Origin of the sequence: Pseudarthrobacter sp. NCCP-2145, from assembly GCF_023708005.1 — a bacterium.
GTDB classification, from domain to species: Bacteria; Actinomycetota; Actinomycetes; order Actinomycetales; family Micrococcaceae; genus Arthrobacter; species Arthrobacter oxydans.
Map to the genome: position 1 here is coordinate 40918 of NZ_BRCG01000007.1, position 15750 is coordinate 56667.

The 15750-nt window shown below is 66.4% G+C and carries 13 protein-coding genes; 6 read left to right on the plus strand and 7 right to left on the minus strand.

The genetic code is table 11. The annotated features are described in order from the left end of the window. Positions 1-109: 109 nt before the first annotated feature. Together NFU08_RS07825 and NFU08_RS07830 are read left to right on the plus strand one after the other, a co-directional pair. Complete coding sequence (locus NFU08_RS07825) at positions 110-1495, plus strand: cystathionine beta-synthase (protein ID WP_251422038.1); 1386 nt, start codon at positions 110-112, stop codon at positions 1493-1495. A gap of 42 nt (positions 1496-1537) precedes the next feature. After that, a complete protein-coding gene (locus NFU08_RS07830) occupies positions 1538-2701 on the plus strand; it encodes a cystathionine gamma-synthase (protein WP_174176862.1) in 1164 nt (387 codons plus the stop codon). A 104-nt stretch (positions 2702-2805) separates the two neighbouring features. Here the strand turns inward: NFU08_RS07830 and NFU08_RS07835 are convergent, their stop codons facing one another. Genes NFU08_RS07835 through NFU08_RS07845 form a run of 3 tightly spaced genes read right to left on the minus strand, consistent with a single transcriptional unit; the run spans position 2806 to position 6022 of the window. Continuing rightward, entirely contained in the window at positions 2806-3723 is a 918-nt protein-coding gene (locus tag NFU08_RS07835) for a carbohydrate ABC transporter permease (protein ID WP_174176860.1), read from the minus strand. Next, the gene (locus tag NFU08_RS07840; protein ID WP_174176858.1) at positions 3720-4685 is read right to left on the minus strand and encodes a carbohydrate ABC transporter permease; all 966 of its coding nucleotides are present in this window, start codon (positions 4683-4685) and stop codon (positions 3720-3722) included. Before NFU08_RS07840 ends, NFU08_RS07835 begins: the two co-directional genes overlap by 4 nt. Further along, positions 4682-6022: an ABC transporter substrate-binding protein gene (locus NFU08_RS07845; RefSeq protein WP_174176856.1), complete on the minus strand. Its 1341-nt coding sequence runs from the start codon at positions 6020-6022 to the stop codon at positions 4682-4684. The genes NFU08_RS07840 and NFU08_RS07845 overlap by 4 nt, the downstream gene beginning before the upstream one ends. A gap of 146 nt (positions 6023-6168) precedes the next feature. On the opposite strand from NFU08_RS07845, the gene NFU08_RS07850 reads away from it, so the two are divergent. Both NFU08_RS07850 and NFU08_RS07855 read left to right on the plus strand, forming a co-directional pair. Beyond that, positions 6169-6831, plus strand: coding sequence for a TetR/AcrR family transcriptional regulator (locus NFU08_RS07850; protein WP_174176848.1), 663 nt, complete (start codon positions 6169-6171; stop codon positions 6829-6831). A 4-nt stretch (positions 6832-6835) separates the two neighbouring features. Further along, the gene (locus NFU08_RS07855; RefSeq protein ID WP_174176846.1) at positions 6836-7609 is read left to right on the plus strand and encodes an SDR family oxidoreductase; all 774 of its coding nucleotides are present in this window, start codon (positions 6836-6838) and stop codon (positions 7607-7609) included. On the opposite strand, the gene NFU08_RS07860 is transcribed toward NFU08_RS07855, so the two are convergent. Genes NFU08_RS07860 through NFU08_RS07875 form a run of 4 tightly spaced genes read right to left on the minus strand, consistent with a single transcriptional unit; the run spans position 7610 to position 12111 of the window. Further along, positions 7610-8785 carry an acyl-CoA dehydrogenase family protein gene (locus NFU08_RS07860; protein ID WP_251422041.1) on the minus strand — a complete coding sequence of 392 codons (1176 nt, stop codon included), beginning with the start codon at positions 8783-8785 and terminating at the stop codon, positions 7610-7612. Beyond that, a complete protein-coding gene (locus NFU08_RS07865) occupies positions 8782-10287 on the minus strand; it encodes an APC family permease (RefSeq protein WP_251422044.1) in 1506 nt (501 codons plus the stop codon). Before NFU08_RS07865 ends, NFU08_RS07860 begins: the two co-directional genes overlap by 4 nt. Before the next feature lie 13 nt (positions 10288-10300). Continuing rightward, positions 10301-11512 carry a glutathionylspermidine synthase family protein gene (locus NFU08_RS07870; protein ID WP_251422047.1) on the minus strand — a complete coding sequence of 404 codons (1212 nt, stop codon included), beginning with the start codon at positions 11510-11512 and terminating at the stop codon, positions 10301-10303. A gap of 2 nt (positions 11513-11514) precedes the next feature. Further along, the gene (locus tag NFU08_RS07875) at positions 11515-12111 is read right to left on the minus strand and encodes a Tat pathway signal protein (protein WP_174176837.1); all 597 of its coding nucleotides are present in this window, start codon (positions 12109-12111) and stop codon (positions 11515-11517) included. A gap of 181 nt (positions 12112-12292) precedes the next feature. On the opposite strand from NFU08_RS07875, the gene NFU08_RS07880 reads away from it, so the two are divergent. Both NFU08_RS07880 and NFU08_RS07885 read left to right on the plus strand, forming a co-directional pair. Further along, positions 12293-12961, plus strand: coding sequence for an MOSC domain-containing protein (locus NFU08_RS07880; protein WP_174176835.1), 669 nt, complete (start codon positions 12293-12295; stop codon positions 12959-12961). A 392-nt stretch (positions 12962-13353) separates the two neighbouring features. Then, positions 13354-15501, plus strand: a complete 2148-nt coding sequence (locus tag NFU08_RS07885; protein ID WP_174176833.1) for a DEAD/DEAH box helicase — start codon at positions 13354-13356, stop codon at positions 15499-15501. Positions 15502-15750 lie beyond the last annotated feature (249 nt).

The following is a 15750-nucleotide window of genomic DNA, read 5'->3' on the forward strand; positions in this document are numbered from 1 at the left end:
ACCCGTGACTGCGCAGACCCTGTTGGAAACGGGCGCACCCGCGTGGCGTGCCGCCGCGGGCACAGGGCGCGGAAGGTGCCCGCGGCAGGGAAGCGGTAGCTTTGTATCCATGAAGTACGCCCAGTCCATCCTGGACCTCATCGGCAATACCCCGCTCATCAAACTCAACCACGTGACGGAGGGCATCAAAGCCACCGTCCTGGTCAAACTGGAGTACCTGAACCCCGGCGGGTCCATCAAGGACCGCATTGCGGTGAAGATGATCGAGGACGCCGAGAGGGACGGCAAGCTGCAGCCCGGCGGGACCATTGTTGAGCCCACGTCCGGCAATACCGGGGTGGGCCTGGCCCTGGTGGCCCAGCAAAAGGGCTACAAGTGCGTCTTCGTGGTTCCGGACAAGGTGGGTGAGGACAAGCGCGCCGTCCTGCAGGCGTACGGCGCCGAGGTGGTGGTGACGCCTACAGCCGTGCCGCCGGACAGCCCCCAAAGCTACTATGGCGTCTCGGACCGGATTGTCCGGGAGACCCCCGGTGCGTACAAACCGGACCAGTTCTCCAACCCCGCGGCGCCCGGCAGCCACTACCAGACCACCGGCCCGGAGATCTGGCGCGATACGGACGGCAGGATCACCCATTGCGTCATCGGCGCGGGAACCGGCGGAACCATCACAGGCACCGGCCGCTACCTGAAGGAGGCATCGGCGGGCCGGCCGGCATCCGACGGCGGCGTGGTCAGGATCATCGCCGCCGACCCGGAAGGCTCGGTGTACTCCGGCGGCACCGGACGCCCGTACTTCGTCGAAGGCGTCGGCGAGGACATGTGGCCGGCGAACTACGACAAGTCCATCCCGGACCAGGTGATCGCGGTCAGCGATGCCGATTCCTTCGCCATGACCAGGCGACTGGCCCGTGAGGAGGGCCTCCTGGTGGGCGGATCCTCGGGCATGGCCGTGGTGGCTGCGCTCAAGGCGGCGCGGGACCTCCCGGAGTCCGCGGTCGTCGTCGTGATCCTGCCGGACTCCGGCCGGGGATACCTGGCGAAGATCTTCAACGACCAGTGGATGCGCTCCTACGGTTTCCTCTCCGGCGGCGAGGAAACCTCCGTGGGGGAAGTCATCAGCTCCAAGAACGGCGAACTGCCGGACCTGGTGCACATCCATCCGAACGAGTCCGTGCGCGACGTCATCAACATCATGAACGAGTTCGGCGTCAGCCATATCCCGGTCCTGTCCCAGGAGCCGCCGGTGGTGATGGGCGAGGTGCTCGGCGCCGTGGACGAACGCACCCTGACCGCCAAACTGTTCCGCGGCGAAGCCAAGCTGACGGACAAGATCTCCGAGCACATGGGCCCCAAGCTGCCCGTCATCGGATCGCTGGAAACCATTTCCGCAGCCAGGGAACTGCTCTCGGACGTGGACACCGTGATGGTCACGTTCGTCGGCGCGCCGGTGGGCATCCTCACCCGGCACGACCTCCTGGCCTACCTCAGCAACTGACCTGCTTCACCCTGATACTGCTTCACCCAGACAAGGAGCATCATGTCCGTCCCCGAAAACCAAGGTTTCAACACCCGCGCCGTCCACGCCGGACAGGCCTTCGAGCCCCGCACCGGCGCGGTGGTTCCGCCCCTGCACTTCAGTTCCACGTACGCCCAGGACGGCATCGGCGGGCTCCGTGAGGGCTATGAGTACGGCCGCGGCGGCAACCCCACCAGGGACGCCCTGCAGGAACAGCTCGCCGCGCTGGAAGGCGGCACCCACGCCTACAGCTTCAGCTCCGGACTGGCCGCCGAGGATTCGCTCATCCGCGCCCTGACCCGCCCCGGCGACCACATAGTGCTGGGCAACGACGCCTACGGCGGCACCTACCGCCTCATCAGCAGGGTGCTGGGCGGCTGGGGAATCGGCAACACTCCGGTGGACATGGCAGACCTCGACGCCGTCCGGGCGGCAGTTGCCGCCAACAAGACCCGCTTCGTGTGGGTGGAGACGCCGTCCAACCCGCTGATGAAGATCACCGACATCGCGGCGCTCGCAGGGATAGCGCACGACGCCGGCGCCCTCCTCGTGGTGGACAACACCTTCGCTTCCCCCTACCTGCAGAACCCGCTCGCCCTGGGTGCCGACGTCGTGGTCCACTCCACCACCAAGTACATCGGCGGGCACTCGGACGTCGTGGGCGGCGCCGTGGTGGTCAATGATGCAGAGCTGGCGGAGAGGATCGGCTTCGTCCAGTTCGCCGTGGGTGCGGTTTCCGGACCCATGGACGCGTTCCTCACCACGCGCGGGCTGAAGACCCTGGGGGTCCGCATGGACCGGCACAGCCTCAACGGACAGGCCGTGGCCGAGTGGCTGCTCGAGCGGCCCGAGGTGGAGGCCGTCCTGTATCCGGGCCTGCCGTCCCACCCGGGCCACGAGCTTGCCAGGAAGCAGATGCGGAGCTTTGGCGGCATGGTTTCGGTGCAGTTCAAGGGCGGCGAGGCTGCTGCCCGGAAGGTGGCGGAATCGACGTCGGTGTTCACCCTGGCCGAGTCCCTGGGCGGCATCGAATCGCTGATGAACTACCCGTCCGAGATGACGCACGCCTCGGTCAAAGGCACCGAACTGGCGGTTCCGGTGAACCTCCTCCGCCTGTCCTGCGGCATCGAGGACGTCGAGGACCTGCTCGCGGACCTGGACCAGGCGTTCGCGGCCATCCCGTAGCCCCGCCGGTTAAACCCGGACGGCAGTTAAACCCGGACGGCACGTCGCGGCAGTCCCCGGAGCGAGGGGTTGCCGCGGCGTGCCGTCCTGCGTGAGGCAGGTTCCTACTTCACGGAACCCTCGGTGAGGCCGCCGCGCCAGAAGCGCTGAAGGACCACCATGGCGATGCTGAGCGGGATGATCGAGAGCAGCACGCCGCCGGTGGTCAGCTCGTAGAACTCAGGCAGCCGGTCCACCTGGCTCAGCCAGTTGTTCAGTCCGAGCGTGATCGGGTACAGCCCGGAGTCGGACAGCATCACGAGCGGCAGGAAGTAGTTGTTCCAGATTCCCACCAGCTGGAAGAGGAACACGGTGACCAGGGCGGGGGTGAGGACGCGCAGCCCGATGGTGTGGAAGATCCTCAGTTCGCCCGCGCCGTCCAGCCTGGCCGCCTCAATGAGTGACGTGTCCACCGTGGCCTGCGAATAGATCCGGCACAGGAACAGCCCAAACGGTGAGACGAGGGACGGCAGCAGCACGCTCCAGTACGTGTTGGCCAGGCCCAGCTGGCTGAAGAGCAGGAAAAGCGGCAAGGCGGTGGCCGTGCCGGGAACCAGTACTCCGCCCAGGATGGTTCCAAAGACCAGGTTCCGCCCGCGGAATTCGTACTTCGCCAGCGCGTAGCCGCCCGCCGCCGCAAAGTAGGTGGCCAGGAGGGCGCCGATGCCGGCGTACAGCACTGAGTTCAGGAACCACCGGATGAAGATGCCGTTGTCATAGCTGAGCACCTGCGCAAGGTTGTCCCACAGCGCAACGGTGGGGGCGAACCAGAATCCGTTGGTGGAGAACAGGTCCTCCGTGGATTTGGTGGCAGCGACCACCACCCAGTACACGGGGATGAGGAAGTACAGGGCAACCACCACGAGCACCGCTGTGACGATGATGGTGGACGGACGGCCTTTGCTGCCGGAACGCCTGGTCCCTGCAGCAGATGTGCGGGCCGGGGAAGCCGTTGTCGACGGCGGGGTCACGGTAGCGGTCATGATGACTTCCTGTTCGTGAATTTGAGGAAGGCGAAGGACAGGACGAAGGCGGCCACGGCTATCAGCACTGCCTGCGCCGCGGCCACGTTGTAGTCGTTGTAGGCGAACGCGGTGGTGTACGCGCTGAGGTTGGGCGTGTACTGGCTGTCGATGGCGGGGGCCACGGTCTTCAGGACCTGCGCCTCGGCGAAGAGTTGCAGCGTACCGATGATGGAGAACACTGTGGTGAGGACGAGGGCGGGCCGGATCAGCGGAAGCTGGATGCTGAGGGCCACCCGCCAGGTGGAGGCGCCGTCCACCTTCGCGGCTTCATACAGTTCCCCGGGTATGGCCTTCAGCTGGGCCACGATGATCAGCATGTTATAGCCGGTGTAGCTCCAGGTGACGATATTCGCAATCGACCACAGGACGGTGTTGGCACCCAGGAAATCGGGGGTCAGTCCCACCAGTGCCGCGACATCGAACAGCGGACTCAGCCCGGGGACGTAGAGGAACGACCAGAGGATTGTGGCGATGACCCCCGGTACGCCGTAGGGGAGGAAGTAAGCGGCACGGAAGAAGCCCGGCCACTTGGCGGACGCTGATTCGAGCATGAGGGCAAGCACCGTGCAGAGCAGGATCATCACAGGTACCTGCACCACGCCGAACAGGAGCATGCGTCCGATCGACGCCACGAAGCTGCCGTCAGCCAGGGCTTGTGCATAGTTGCTGAAACCGGCGAATTCACTCTTAACCCCGGCCTCGCCGAAAAGCCCGCTCCGGGTCACTTTGGTGAAGCTGGACAGGACTGCCACGAAAATCGGAAGGACGAACGTCAGGATGAACAGCGCCAGGAAGGGCGCCAGCAGGAGCCAGGGCGCGCGGGACGCAGCGCCTGTCCGGTCGCCGCGTTTGCCCGGCCGGGCGGGAGGCTGCGCTGACGGACCCCGCCCCGTCCGCGCGGTGGGTGATGTCGCTGTCATGACGCTTCCTTTCGAATGCTGAGGCCTTTGTTCCTGAAGACGGTCATGATCTGCTGTTCCGCCGCCGCCACCGAATCCACCAGGCTCGTTCCGGACGCCTTCTTCCGGAAGCCGTCGCTCAGAATGTTGAAGGACTGCTGGGTGACGGGCCACCAGGACCAGTCCTCATTCTGCTGCCGGGCCGCCGGCACGAAGATTTCCTGGTGGTAGCTTTGGCCGCCAAAGAATTCCGACGGCGCCTGCCGCGGAGTGCCGATGAAGTCCGGCGACGGCGACCAGCCGATGCCGCTGTTGGTGATTTCGGCGTCGATGCCTTCCCTTGACGTGGTCATCCACACCGCGAACTCGAGTGCTTCGCGGGGGTGCTTGCTGTTGGCCAGGATCGCTGCCGTGGATCCGCCAAGGTAGCTTGACCCGAATCCGCTGCCGTCCCAGGTGGGCATGGGCGCCACCCGCCATTTGCCGCTGCCGCCGCTGACGCCTTCAATAAGGGCATCTCCCCAGCTGCCGGACACCACGGAGGCAATGGTTCCCTTCGCGGCTGCAGCAAACCAGCCGGGAGAGTAGGCGCCGAACGCCGTCTGGACAAGGTCCTCGTCGATGGCCTGGTCGAAGAAGCGGGCAACCTTCATGGTGGCGTCGTCGGTCATGTTGATAACCCAGCCGTCCTCCTCAGGCCTGAGCCAGCTGGCACCGGCCTGGGCCGCGAACGCTGTGAACACGGAGGCGTCGCCCAGCGGGAAGCAGTCCAGGTAGACATCCTTTTTGCGCAGTTCGCGGGCAAGGGCCGCCCATTCGTCCCAGGTGCCGGGGTTCGTACCGCCCACCTGGTCCAGGACTGCCGGCTGGTAGAACATGGCCATGGGGCCGGAGTCCTGGGGGATGCCGTACACGCCGCCGGAGAAGCTGACTTGGCCCCACAGTGTCTGGTCGTACAGGTGCGCGTAGTCCTGGGCGCCGTACCGGGCCACGTCCACCAGGCCGTTGACCAGCATGAATTCGGGGAGGGACCGCATCTCCACCTGGGCAAGGTCGGGTCCGCCGCCAGCAGCCAGGGCCGAATAGAGCTTTTGGTACCCGCCGGCATTGCCGCCGGGAATCCATACGACCTCCACCTGGACCTGCGGATGGGAGGCGTTCCAGATGTCGGCCACTTTTTGTGCATCTTTGAGCCAGCACCAGTACGTCAGGGTGATCTTTTCCCCGCTGGCGGCCGGAGCGAGCACCGGTGCTGTGTTGACGGAGCGTATGCCTGGCGTGGCACAGCCGGACAAGAGCCCCATCGCTGCGGTGCCCAGGCCCGCACTCAGGAGTTGTCTTCGCGTGAATCGGGACATTTGCCTTCACCTCATCGTGTCGGATATGTGCCTAAAAGTGTGAAGCATGGCACTTTTTGTTCGGTTCGAGACAGGCTAACATGAAAACTCGAGTGCTCACTCGAGTTTTGGTTTATTGCGCATTACGGCGGGTACACTGGCTTGCCATGAGCACCAAGGATGGGCCGCAAGCTTCCCGCCGGGGACCCTACGCGAAGTCTGCGGAGCGGCGCCGGGCCATCCTGACCGCAGCCCACGCCGTGTTCGCCGCCCACGGGTATCGCGGCGGCTCGCTGCAGGACGTGGCCAACCACGCCGGCATGAGCCAGACGAGCCTCCTCCACTACTTCCCCTCGAAAAGCGATCTGCTCCTGGCAGTACTCAACTGGCGGGATTCCATCACAGGAGACGGTACCGCGCCGCCGGACCCGGAGGAATCACTTGCTGATGCCGTCCTCCGGCAGGCGCGCTTCAATGAAGATGTCCCGGGAGTCCTTGAGCTCTACACCGTCCTGTGCGGGGAAGCAGTCACGGAGGGGCATCCCGGGCGAGACTACTTTACGGAGCGCTTTGACCGGCTGCGGCGGAGCTACGCGCGCCAGCTTGCGCAGCTGGCCGGGGAAGGCCGGCTGCGCCCTGGTGTGGATCCGGACACTGCCGCCGCCTCATTGATCGCTCTGTGGGACGGCATCCAGACGCAATGGCTCCTGGCACCGGGGAGTGTGGACATGGCCGGCTGTCTCCGCGCGTACCTGGACCTGGTCCTGCTGCCTGAGGAGGACCAGGAGCGTGCATCGGCCGGGGCGCCTCCATTGGCGCCACTAGGCTGATCCCATGGAACCCGTGCCTTCAGCTACTCCTGCCCGCCCCGCCGCCCTCATCACCGGCGCAGGGAGGCTGGCCTCCATCGGCGCCGGCATCGCCCGGCACCTCGCCGCCGAGGGCTGGGACCTGGTGCTGGCCTACTGGCAGGACTACGACGCCCGGATGCCGTGGGGGACTCAACCGGACGACGTCGTGCGTTTGACTGCCGAGCTCGAAGCCATCGGCGCCCAGGTCCACGTGCTGTCCGCGGACCTCCAGGACCCCGCCGTGCCCGACCGGCTGGTGGCGGAGTCCGTGCAGCTGGCGGGCCCGCTGCAGGGCATGGTCCTGAGCCACGCCGAGTCCGTCGACTCGGGGATCCTGGACACCAGCGTGGAATCGTTTGAGCGGCACTTTGCCGTGAATACGCGGGCCAGCTGGCAGCTGATTGCCGCGTTCGCGCGGCAGGCAACGGACGACGGCGGCGCAATCGTTGCGCTGACCAGTGACCACACAGCGTTCAACCTTCCCTACGGTGCCTCGAAGGGGGCGCTGGACAGGATCGTCATTGCCGCCGCGCGGGAACTTGGACCGCTGGGCATTTCGGCGAACGTGCTGAACCCGGGTCCGGTGGATACGGGCTGGATGGACGATGAGGTCCGGGCAGCGCTGACGGCCCAGCAGCCCACGGGACGGCTGGGAACACCGGCCGACGTCGCAGGAACTGTGGGGTTCCTGCTCTCGCCCGCCGGCCGCTGGGTCTCCGGCCAGCTCATCAAGTCCGACGGCGGCTTCTCCGCCTGATCAGCGGAAAGCGTTGAAGCCGGTGATGTGCTGGCCAAGGACCAGGGTGTGGACTTCGTCCGTGCCCTCATAGGTGCGCACCGACTCCAGGTTGGCTGCGTGCCGCAGGGGCGGGTAGTCCAGCGTGATTCCGTTTCCGCCAAGGATGGACCGGGCTTCCCTGGCCACCGCGAGGGCTTCCCTGACATTGTTCAGCTTGCCCAGTGAGATTTGCTCGGGCCGCAGGGCGCCGGCGTCCTTGAGCCGTCCCAGGTGCAGTGCCAGCAGCGTGCCCTTCTGGATCTCCACCAGCATGTTGACCAGCTTTTCCTGGGTCAGCTGGTAGGCGGCCAGCGGCTTGCCGAACTGCAGCCGCTCCTGCGAGTAGGCCAGTGCTGCCTGGTAGGAATCCCGGGCGGCACCCATGGCGCCCCAGGCGATGCCGTACCGTGCCTCGTTCAGACAGGTAAAGGGGCCGCGCAGGCCACGCGCGGCCGGCAGCAGCGCCTCCGGACCCAGCCTGACGTCGTCGAACACCACATCACACTGGATGGAGGCCCGCATGGAGAGCTTCTGCCCGATGGGCGTGGCGGTGACGCCCGGCGTTCCCGCGGGAACCAGGAAACCGTGGACGCCGTCATCCGTCATGGCCCAGACCACCATCACGCCCGCCACCGAGGCGAGCCCTATCCATCGTTTGGCGCCGTTCAGCACCCAGCCGGCGTTGTCCCCGGCACCGTCACGGCGGGCGAACGTGGCCATGGAGGAAGGGTCGGAGCCGGCTGACGGTTCGGTCAGCGCAAAGCCCCCGATCACTTCCCCTGCGGCCATCCGGGGGAGCCACTCCTGTTTCTGGTCCTCGGAGCCCCACGTGTGGATGGCGGTCATGGCCAATGAGCCCTGCACCGAGACGAAGGTGCGGATCCCGGAATCGCCGGCCTCGAGTTCCATGGCGGCCAGGCCGTATTCGACGGCGGACCGGCCGGGGCAGCCATAACCTTCCAGGTGCATCCCCAGCACCCCGAGCTCGCCCAGTTCCGGCGCGAGTTCCAGGGGAAAGGCGGCGTCGTCGTACCACCGGGCGATGTTTGGCCGGATCCGCTGAACCGTGAAGTCCCGGGCCTTCTGCTGGATTTCCTGCTCGCCGGGGGTCAGCAGAGCATCCAGGGCAAGGACGTCCGAGGGATCCGGGTTCACGGCTTCGCCAGGAAATAGCCGCGGGTGGCCGGCAGGAACCGGCAGGCCACAGCCAGCGCCACGCCCAGGGCCAGCAGCAGCACGCCACTGACGAAGGCCCCGCCGATCCCGAAGATCTGGGTGTCGCCGTAGGCCGGGTCCCACATCTGGACTGCCGAGATGAAGAACGCGGCCGTCAGGAGGAGCGCGCCCACGAGCGGCAGGATGCCCCGGAACCACAGGTTGCGTGCCGAATGCCGGAGGGTGCCGCGGAAGTACCAGAAGCACGCGAAACCGGTGAGCGCGTAGTAGAAGGCGATGAACAGGCTGATGGCGCTGATGGAATCGGAGAGCAGGTTCTCGCTCAGGAAACTCATGGCCACGTAGTAGGCGATGGCGGCCGCCCCCATGACCTGGGTGGAAAAACCCGGGGTCTGGTTCTTCGGGTGCACCTCGCCGAACCTGGCCGGCAGGGCACCGTGGACGCCCATGGACAGGGTGCCCCGTGCCGTGGGGAGGATGGTGGTCTGGGTGGAGGACAGGACGGAGGCAAGCACCGCGACGACGATCAGCCAGCCCCACGGGCCCAGCACCACGTCCCGCATGGCCAGGAAGACGTCGTCCTGGTTGGCCTCGTTGCCCAGGCCAATGCCTTCCGTGCCCACCGTGGCGTACATCATCACCAGGAGCGCCACGGAGACATAGATGGCCACCAGGATGAAGGCGGAGATCACCGCGCCGCGGCCGGGGGTGGTTGAAGGGTTCTCTGTTTCCTCATTGACCGCGAGGCAGGTGTCCCAGCCCCAATAGATGAAGAGCGCCAGGAGCGCGCCGTGCACCACGGCGCCGGGATCCGCAAAGGCAGCCACCGGGTTGAACCATTCAAGATCGAAGGCCTGGATGGAGGTGTCGCCGGCGGCGGAACCCGCAACGATCCGCACCACAATGGCCAGGGCAAAGATGCCCAGGGAGATGTACTGCACATACGTCAGCACCCGCTGGACGTGTTCGCCCAGCCGGATGCCCCGGTAGTTGACCAGCGTCATCACGGCGATGAACAGGACCCCCGTTGCGGTCACCACTGCCTTGTTGTCCGCCAGGGAGCCGTCGCCCACCAGGAGCCACAGGTACTGGCCCGCCACCTGCGCCAGGTTGGCCAGGACCACGATGCCGGCGAGCGCCACGCCCCAGCCGCCCAGCCAGCCCGCCCAGGGGCCGAACGCACGCCGGGACCAGGTGAAGGTGGTGCCGCAGTCCGGAATGGCGCTGTTCAGTTCGCGGAACGCATACGCGATGAAGAGCACGGGGATGAAGCCGAGCAGCAGGATCAGGGGAGTGTAGTTGCCGTTTACGGCCACGATGAGGCCCAGTGTCGCGGCCAGCGAGTACACCGGTGCCGTGGAGGCCAGACCCAGCATCACGGAGTCGCCGAGGTCGAGGATCCCGGCGCGGAGCCCCTTGGCCGGGACGGTGGCGCCCGGCGCGCCGCCCTGGCCGCCCGTCGTCGTAGTTCCTGTGCTCATGCTGTCACCGGGTTCATAGTGCGATACCTGCTTTGTTGGAGGAGGCCTCGGCCGAGAGCGGCGCCGGCGCGTCAATGGTGTTGGGCACAAAACGGCAGAAGTAGTCCGTGACCGGCCCATCCGATTCCCGGATGCCGCAGCCCACGGACTCGCCGTCCACCACCCACAGGCCCAGGACGGGATGGTTGCCGTCGAAGTCGGGCAGTTCCTGGTACTGCTGGTAGCACCAGCCCTCGCGGCCGTAGCCGCCGGGTTGCTCAAGGCTGATCCCCTGGGCATGGATTTTGATGTTGTCCCCTTCGCGGCCGTGCAGCGGCTTGGCCACCCATTCCTTGAGGGGACCCGGCTCGTTGAGGTAGGCCGGCAGCAGGTTGGGATGCTGCGGGTACAGATGCCAGAGGGCGGCGAGGAGCGCCTTGTTGGAGAGGAGCATTTTCCAGGCCGGTTCAACCCAGCGCGGATTGTGGGCGCGTTCCAGGAGCCGCTGCCCGAAGGGTTCCTTCATCATCAGCTCCCAGGGATAGAGCTTGAAGATGGTGCTGATCATGAAATTGTCCAGGTCCACGAACCGGTTCAGGTTGGGGTCCCAGCCGATGTCCGACATGTTGATGCCGATGGTGGTCCAACCTGCCTGGCTGGCCACGTCCCGCATGTAGGCAGCCGTCATCCAGTCCTCGCCGGATTCCTCGACTTCCGAGTGGGCAACGTGGAGGGTGCTCATGCCGGTGCGGTACTGCACCTTTTTCCATTGCCGGATCAGGGCCTCGTGGATGCCGTTCCACTGGTCCTTTTCCGGGAAGACGTCCTGCAGCCAGAACCACTGCGCCACGGCCGCCTCGATCAGGCCGGTGGGGGTGTCCGCGTTGTATTCGAGCATCTTGGCGGGACCGCCCTGCCCGTCGTAGATGAAGTCGAAGCGGCCGTACACATCCACGTCCCCGGCCTGCAGGGACTCCGCGGCCAGCTCCAAAGCCTGCGGGCCAATGCCAATGTCTCCCATTGCGCCGGTGGCCAGGAACGTGGCCGCTTCCAGGCACATCCGGTGCATGTCCTCGGCCGCCACCTCGAGGGTCTCCACCTCGTCCGTGGTGAATTCGTAGTACGCGGATTCGTTCCAGTACTCGATCCGCCGCCCGTCGTCCATGGTGGTGGTGGAGAACACCAGGCCCTGTTCCTGGATCTTCTGCTTCCAGTCGGGCCTGGGCTCAGACAACAGCCGCTTCACGCTCAGCCCCCCACTTTGCTGCTGCCGCCGCTTGTGCCGCTCTTCGCGGTGGTACCGAAACCGCCGCGGCTGACGGTGCCGCCCTGGGTGCTGTACCCGGTGGACGCCTTGGCGCCTCTGGGAACGGTCCTGGTGTAGGTGGGGGCGGTTGAGCGGTTCTGCCCGACGGCGGGAACGAACGCGCCGCGGGAGAAAAAGTACCAGGCGTAGATGCCGCCGCTTCGGCCGGCAGAGCTGTTGCAGTTGGTGTCCTCCACGCGTTCGCCGGTTTCGTCGTTGAAACACACCTGGGCGTACTCGGGGTCATCCTGGTTGCTGGCCACCACAGCCGTGATGGTGCCGGCGAGCAGCGCCGTCACGCCCAGGCCCACCACCACGGTGCGCCGCTGCGAGCGTTTCTTCCTGGCCGCGGCCTCGTTGAGCTGCCTCTCCCGGTCGCGGGCAAACGGGTCCACCGGGGTAACAGGCTCGTTCAGCAGTTCAGGCCGGAGCTCCGGTTTGGGCACCTGCCAGGGGGGAGGCTTCGCGCCGGCCCGGCCGTCACCGTCAGGCTGGTTGCCGTTTGCCCGCCCGCGCTCCGGGTCCTTGTTCGGGTCCATGGCGTCCCCCTCAGTAGTCCACGTGAATTGGGCACAGCGCTGCACCCCCATTTGCAATCCTGAACTCAGCGTAGTCCCTGCCGGTGCCTGCTGCGAGTAGCGCAGCGGACAGCGGATGGGGGAGAAGTCCCCATCCCGGCAACTGCCGCCTGCCGGGGCTCGCGGACCCTACACTGGTGCCATGGAAACCGCCTCCGTTGTTGCCGTCTGCCGCGTCCATCAGCTCCTGCCGGACACGTCCAGCGTGGGCGTGACAGCCATCGACAAGCGTCCGGCAGAGGGGCCGGTCAAGGTTCACCGGCTGGGCCTCCAGGGCGACATCCAGGCGAACCGCGTCCACCACGGCGGTCCTGACCAGGCTTTGTACGCGTATTCGCAGGACGACGCCGATTACTGGGCCGGGGAGCTGCAGCGGGACCTGCCGCCGGGAATCTTTGGCGAGAACCTCAGGGTGGCTGGCATCGACGCCACGGGAGCGGTGATTGGTGAACGGTGGAAGATCGGCCTCAGCCTCGAAGTCGAAGTCACCTCGCCGCGGACGCCCTGCGCCACCTTCCAGCGCCGGATGCGGGAGCCGCACTTCGTCAAGAGGTTCACCGAGGAGGGCCGCGTGGGCACCTACCTGCGCGTCATCAGGACCGGCACCATCCAGGCCGGGGACCATATCCACCGGCTGTATGTGCCCAAGCACGGCATAACCGTGGGCAGGTGGTTCAGCGAACCTGACCTTGAGTCCATGGAGGCCCTGAAGGACGCCGACGCCGACGGCGAGATCCGCCTGCAGCAGCCGGAATTCACGCAAAAGTTCGAGGCGCTCGAGCGGCAGTTGGGGCGGCAGCCGCGGCCCTGAGAGGCTGGAAGGCGGACTGTGTGCGCAAGCTCACCGCCGTCGTCGTACGTTCAATTTCCGCTGCGGCAGGTGCGTACCTTACACTTGAAACATCCCCCACTCCGGAAATCCCTTATTCCTGCCCAATTTTTGAGGCAGGACTGGCAAGTGTTGGGGCCCGCACAAGCGATGCGGGCATTTTCATAGGGAGAGCCGGCTAAAGAAAACGCTGTACAGACTGCTGGGATAGCAGCCAAGAGATGCAGCGGGAAGTCCTGCCACGGGATTGCGAAAGCGCCGGACTTCTGTGACCGGCCGGTCAATGTTTGCCCGGCATCCACGGCACACGTACTGCGGCTCCGCTCACCTCGGGTAGTGCCGCCTGGCCCCCTATGGATGAGGAACACTTCCCTATGCCCGAAAATCACAACGACGCCACCGCTGAAGCAGCAACTGCCAGCATCGAATTCACTGAGCCCGCTGCGCCCGCAGCCGAGGCCGCACCGGCACCTGCCGAAGCTCCCGCCGCCACGGCTGAAGAAGCCCCCGCCGCCCCCGCCGTCTCGGCTGAAGAAGCCCCTGCCGCCGCCGCTCCCGCCGCCAAGGCTGAGGAAGACGAAGAAGAAGGCATCAAGTTCGCCGACCTCGGCATCGACGGCCGCGTCCTCGCCGCCCTGCAGGATGTCGGCTACGAAAAGCCTTCCCCCATCCAGGCAGCAACCATCCCGCTGCTGCTCGAAGGCCGCGACGTCGTGGGCCTCGCCCAGACCGGCACCGGTAAGACTGCAGCATTCGCAGTACCGGCACTGTCCCGCCTGGCCGAGCTCCACGACCTCAATGGCCCGTCCCGCAAGACCCAGGCCCTGGTCCTGGCTCCCACCCGCGAGCTGGCCCTCCAGGTTGCCGAGGCCTTCACCTCGTACGCCAAGCACATCGACGACTTCACTGTCCTGCCCGTCTACGGCGGCTCCGCCTACGGCCCCCAGCTCGCCGGCCTGCGCCGCGGCGCCCAGGTTGTCGTCGGTACCCCCGGCCGCGTAATCGACCACATCTCCAAGGGTTCCCTGGACCTGTCCGAGCTCCAGTACCTGGTGCTGGACGAGGCCGACGAGATGCTGCGCATGGGTTTCGCCGAAGACGTGGAGCAGATCTTCCAGCAGACCCCGTCCGACCGCCAGGTTGCACTGTTCTCGGCCACCATGCCGAGCCAGATCCGCCGCATGTCCAAGCAGTACCTGAACAACCCGGCCGAGATCTCCGTCAAGTCCAAGACCACCACCGGCGCCAACACCCGCCAGCGGTACCTGCAGGTCATGGGCCCGCACAAGCTCGATGCCATGACCCGCATCCTTGAGGTTGAAGAGTTCGACGGCGTCATCGCCTTCGTACGCACCAAGATGGCTACCGAGGACCTGGCTGACAAGCTGAAGTCCCGCGGTTTCCAGGCCGCCGCGATCAACGGTGACATTCCGCAGCAGCAGCGTGAGCGCACCGTTGACGCGCTGAAGGAAGGCCGCATCGACATCCTCGTGGCCACCGACGTCGCGGCCCGCGGCCTTGACGTGGAGCGCATCAGCCACGTGATCAACTACGACATCCCGCACGACACCGAGTCCTACGTGCACCGCATCGGCCGCACCGGCCGTGCAGGCCGTTCAGGTGACGCCATCCTGTTCATGACGCCGCGGGAGAAGTACCTGCTGCGTTCCATCGAGAAGGCCACCCGCCAGCCCGTGGAACAGATGCACCTGCCGACGGCCGAGACCGTGAACACGCTCCGCCTGGGCAAGTTCGCGGAGCGCATCACGGAAACCCTCGCCTCCGAGGACGTCGCCCCGTTCCGCGACCTGATCGCCTCCTACGAGGAAGAGCACAACGTTCCGGCGTCGGAGATCGCCGCAGCCCTTGCCGTGATGGCACAGGGCGGGCAGCCCCTGCTGGTGAAGGAACTGCCTGCAGCTCCCGAGTTCCAGAAGCGCGAACGCTCCAAGGACGGCTTCGGCTCCCGCGGCCCCACCCGTGCGCTCACCGAGGGCAACGCCACCTACCGGATCGCCGTCGGACGCCGCCAGCGCGTCATGCCGGGCTCCATCGTGGGTGCCATTGCCAACGAGGGCGGCATTTCCTCGGCCCAGATCGGCGGCATCGACATCCGCTCGGACCACTCCCTCGTGGAGCTCCCGGCGGACCTGAGCCCCGAGCAGCTGCGTGCCCTGTCCCGCACCCGGATCGGCGGCGAGCTGATCCACCTCGAGCTGGACAACGGCCGCAAGCCGTCCGGCGACCGCGGTTCCTACCAGGGCAACCGCGGCGGTGACCGGGGAGGCAACTTCAAGGGCAACGGCGGGTTCAAGAAGGAATTCCGCAAGAACGACGGTGAGCGCTCCTCCGCTGACCGCGGCGGCCGCTCCTACAGCGAGCGTTCCTACAGCGCCGACAGCGGTGCCAACCGCGGCCAGGCCAGCGACTCGCGCTTCGGCGGCCACGGTGACGGCTCCCGCAAGCCCCGCCACGGCAACGAGGGCGGCCAGCGGGACTTCAACCGCAAGGGCAAGTGGTAAATCCGTCAGTTAGCTGACAAGGCGCCTGTGGGCCGGCTTTCGAGCCGGCCCACAGGCTTTTAAGGCGTGCGGCAGGTGAAAATCCGACGGCGGACGGCGGCGGGGAGTGTGGGGATCGACACATTCCCGCGGCGGGGCCGCGGACAAGGGTCCCGCCCGGCCAGCCTGCGCTGGTCGCAGGGTTCCCGTTTCCCTGATTTTCCGGCATTTTTCGGCCGATAAGGCGCCCGTCGCACACCTGTTCCAGCC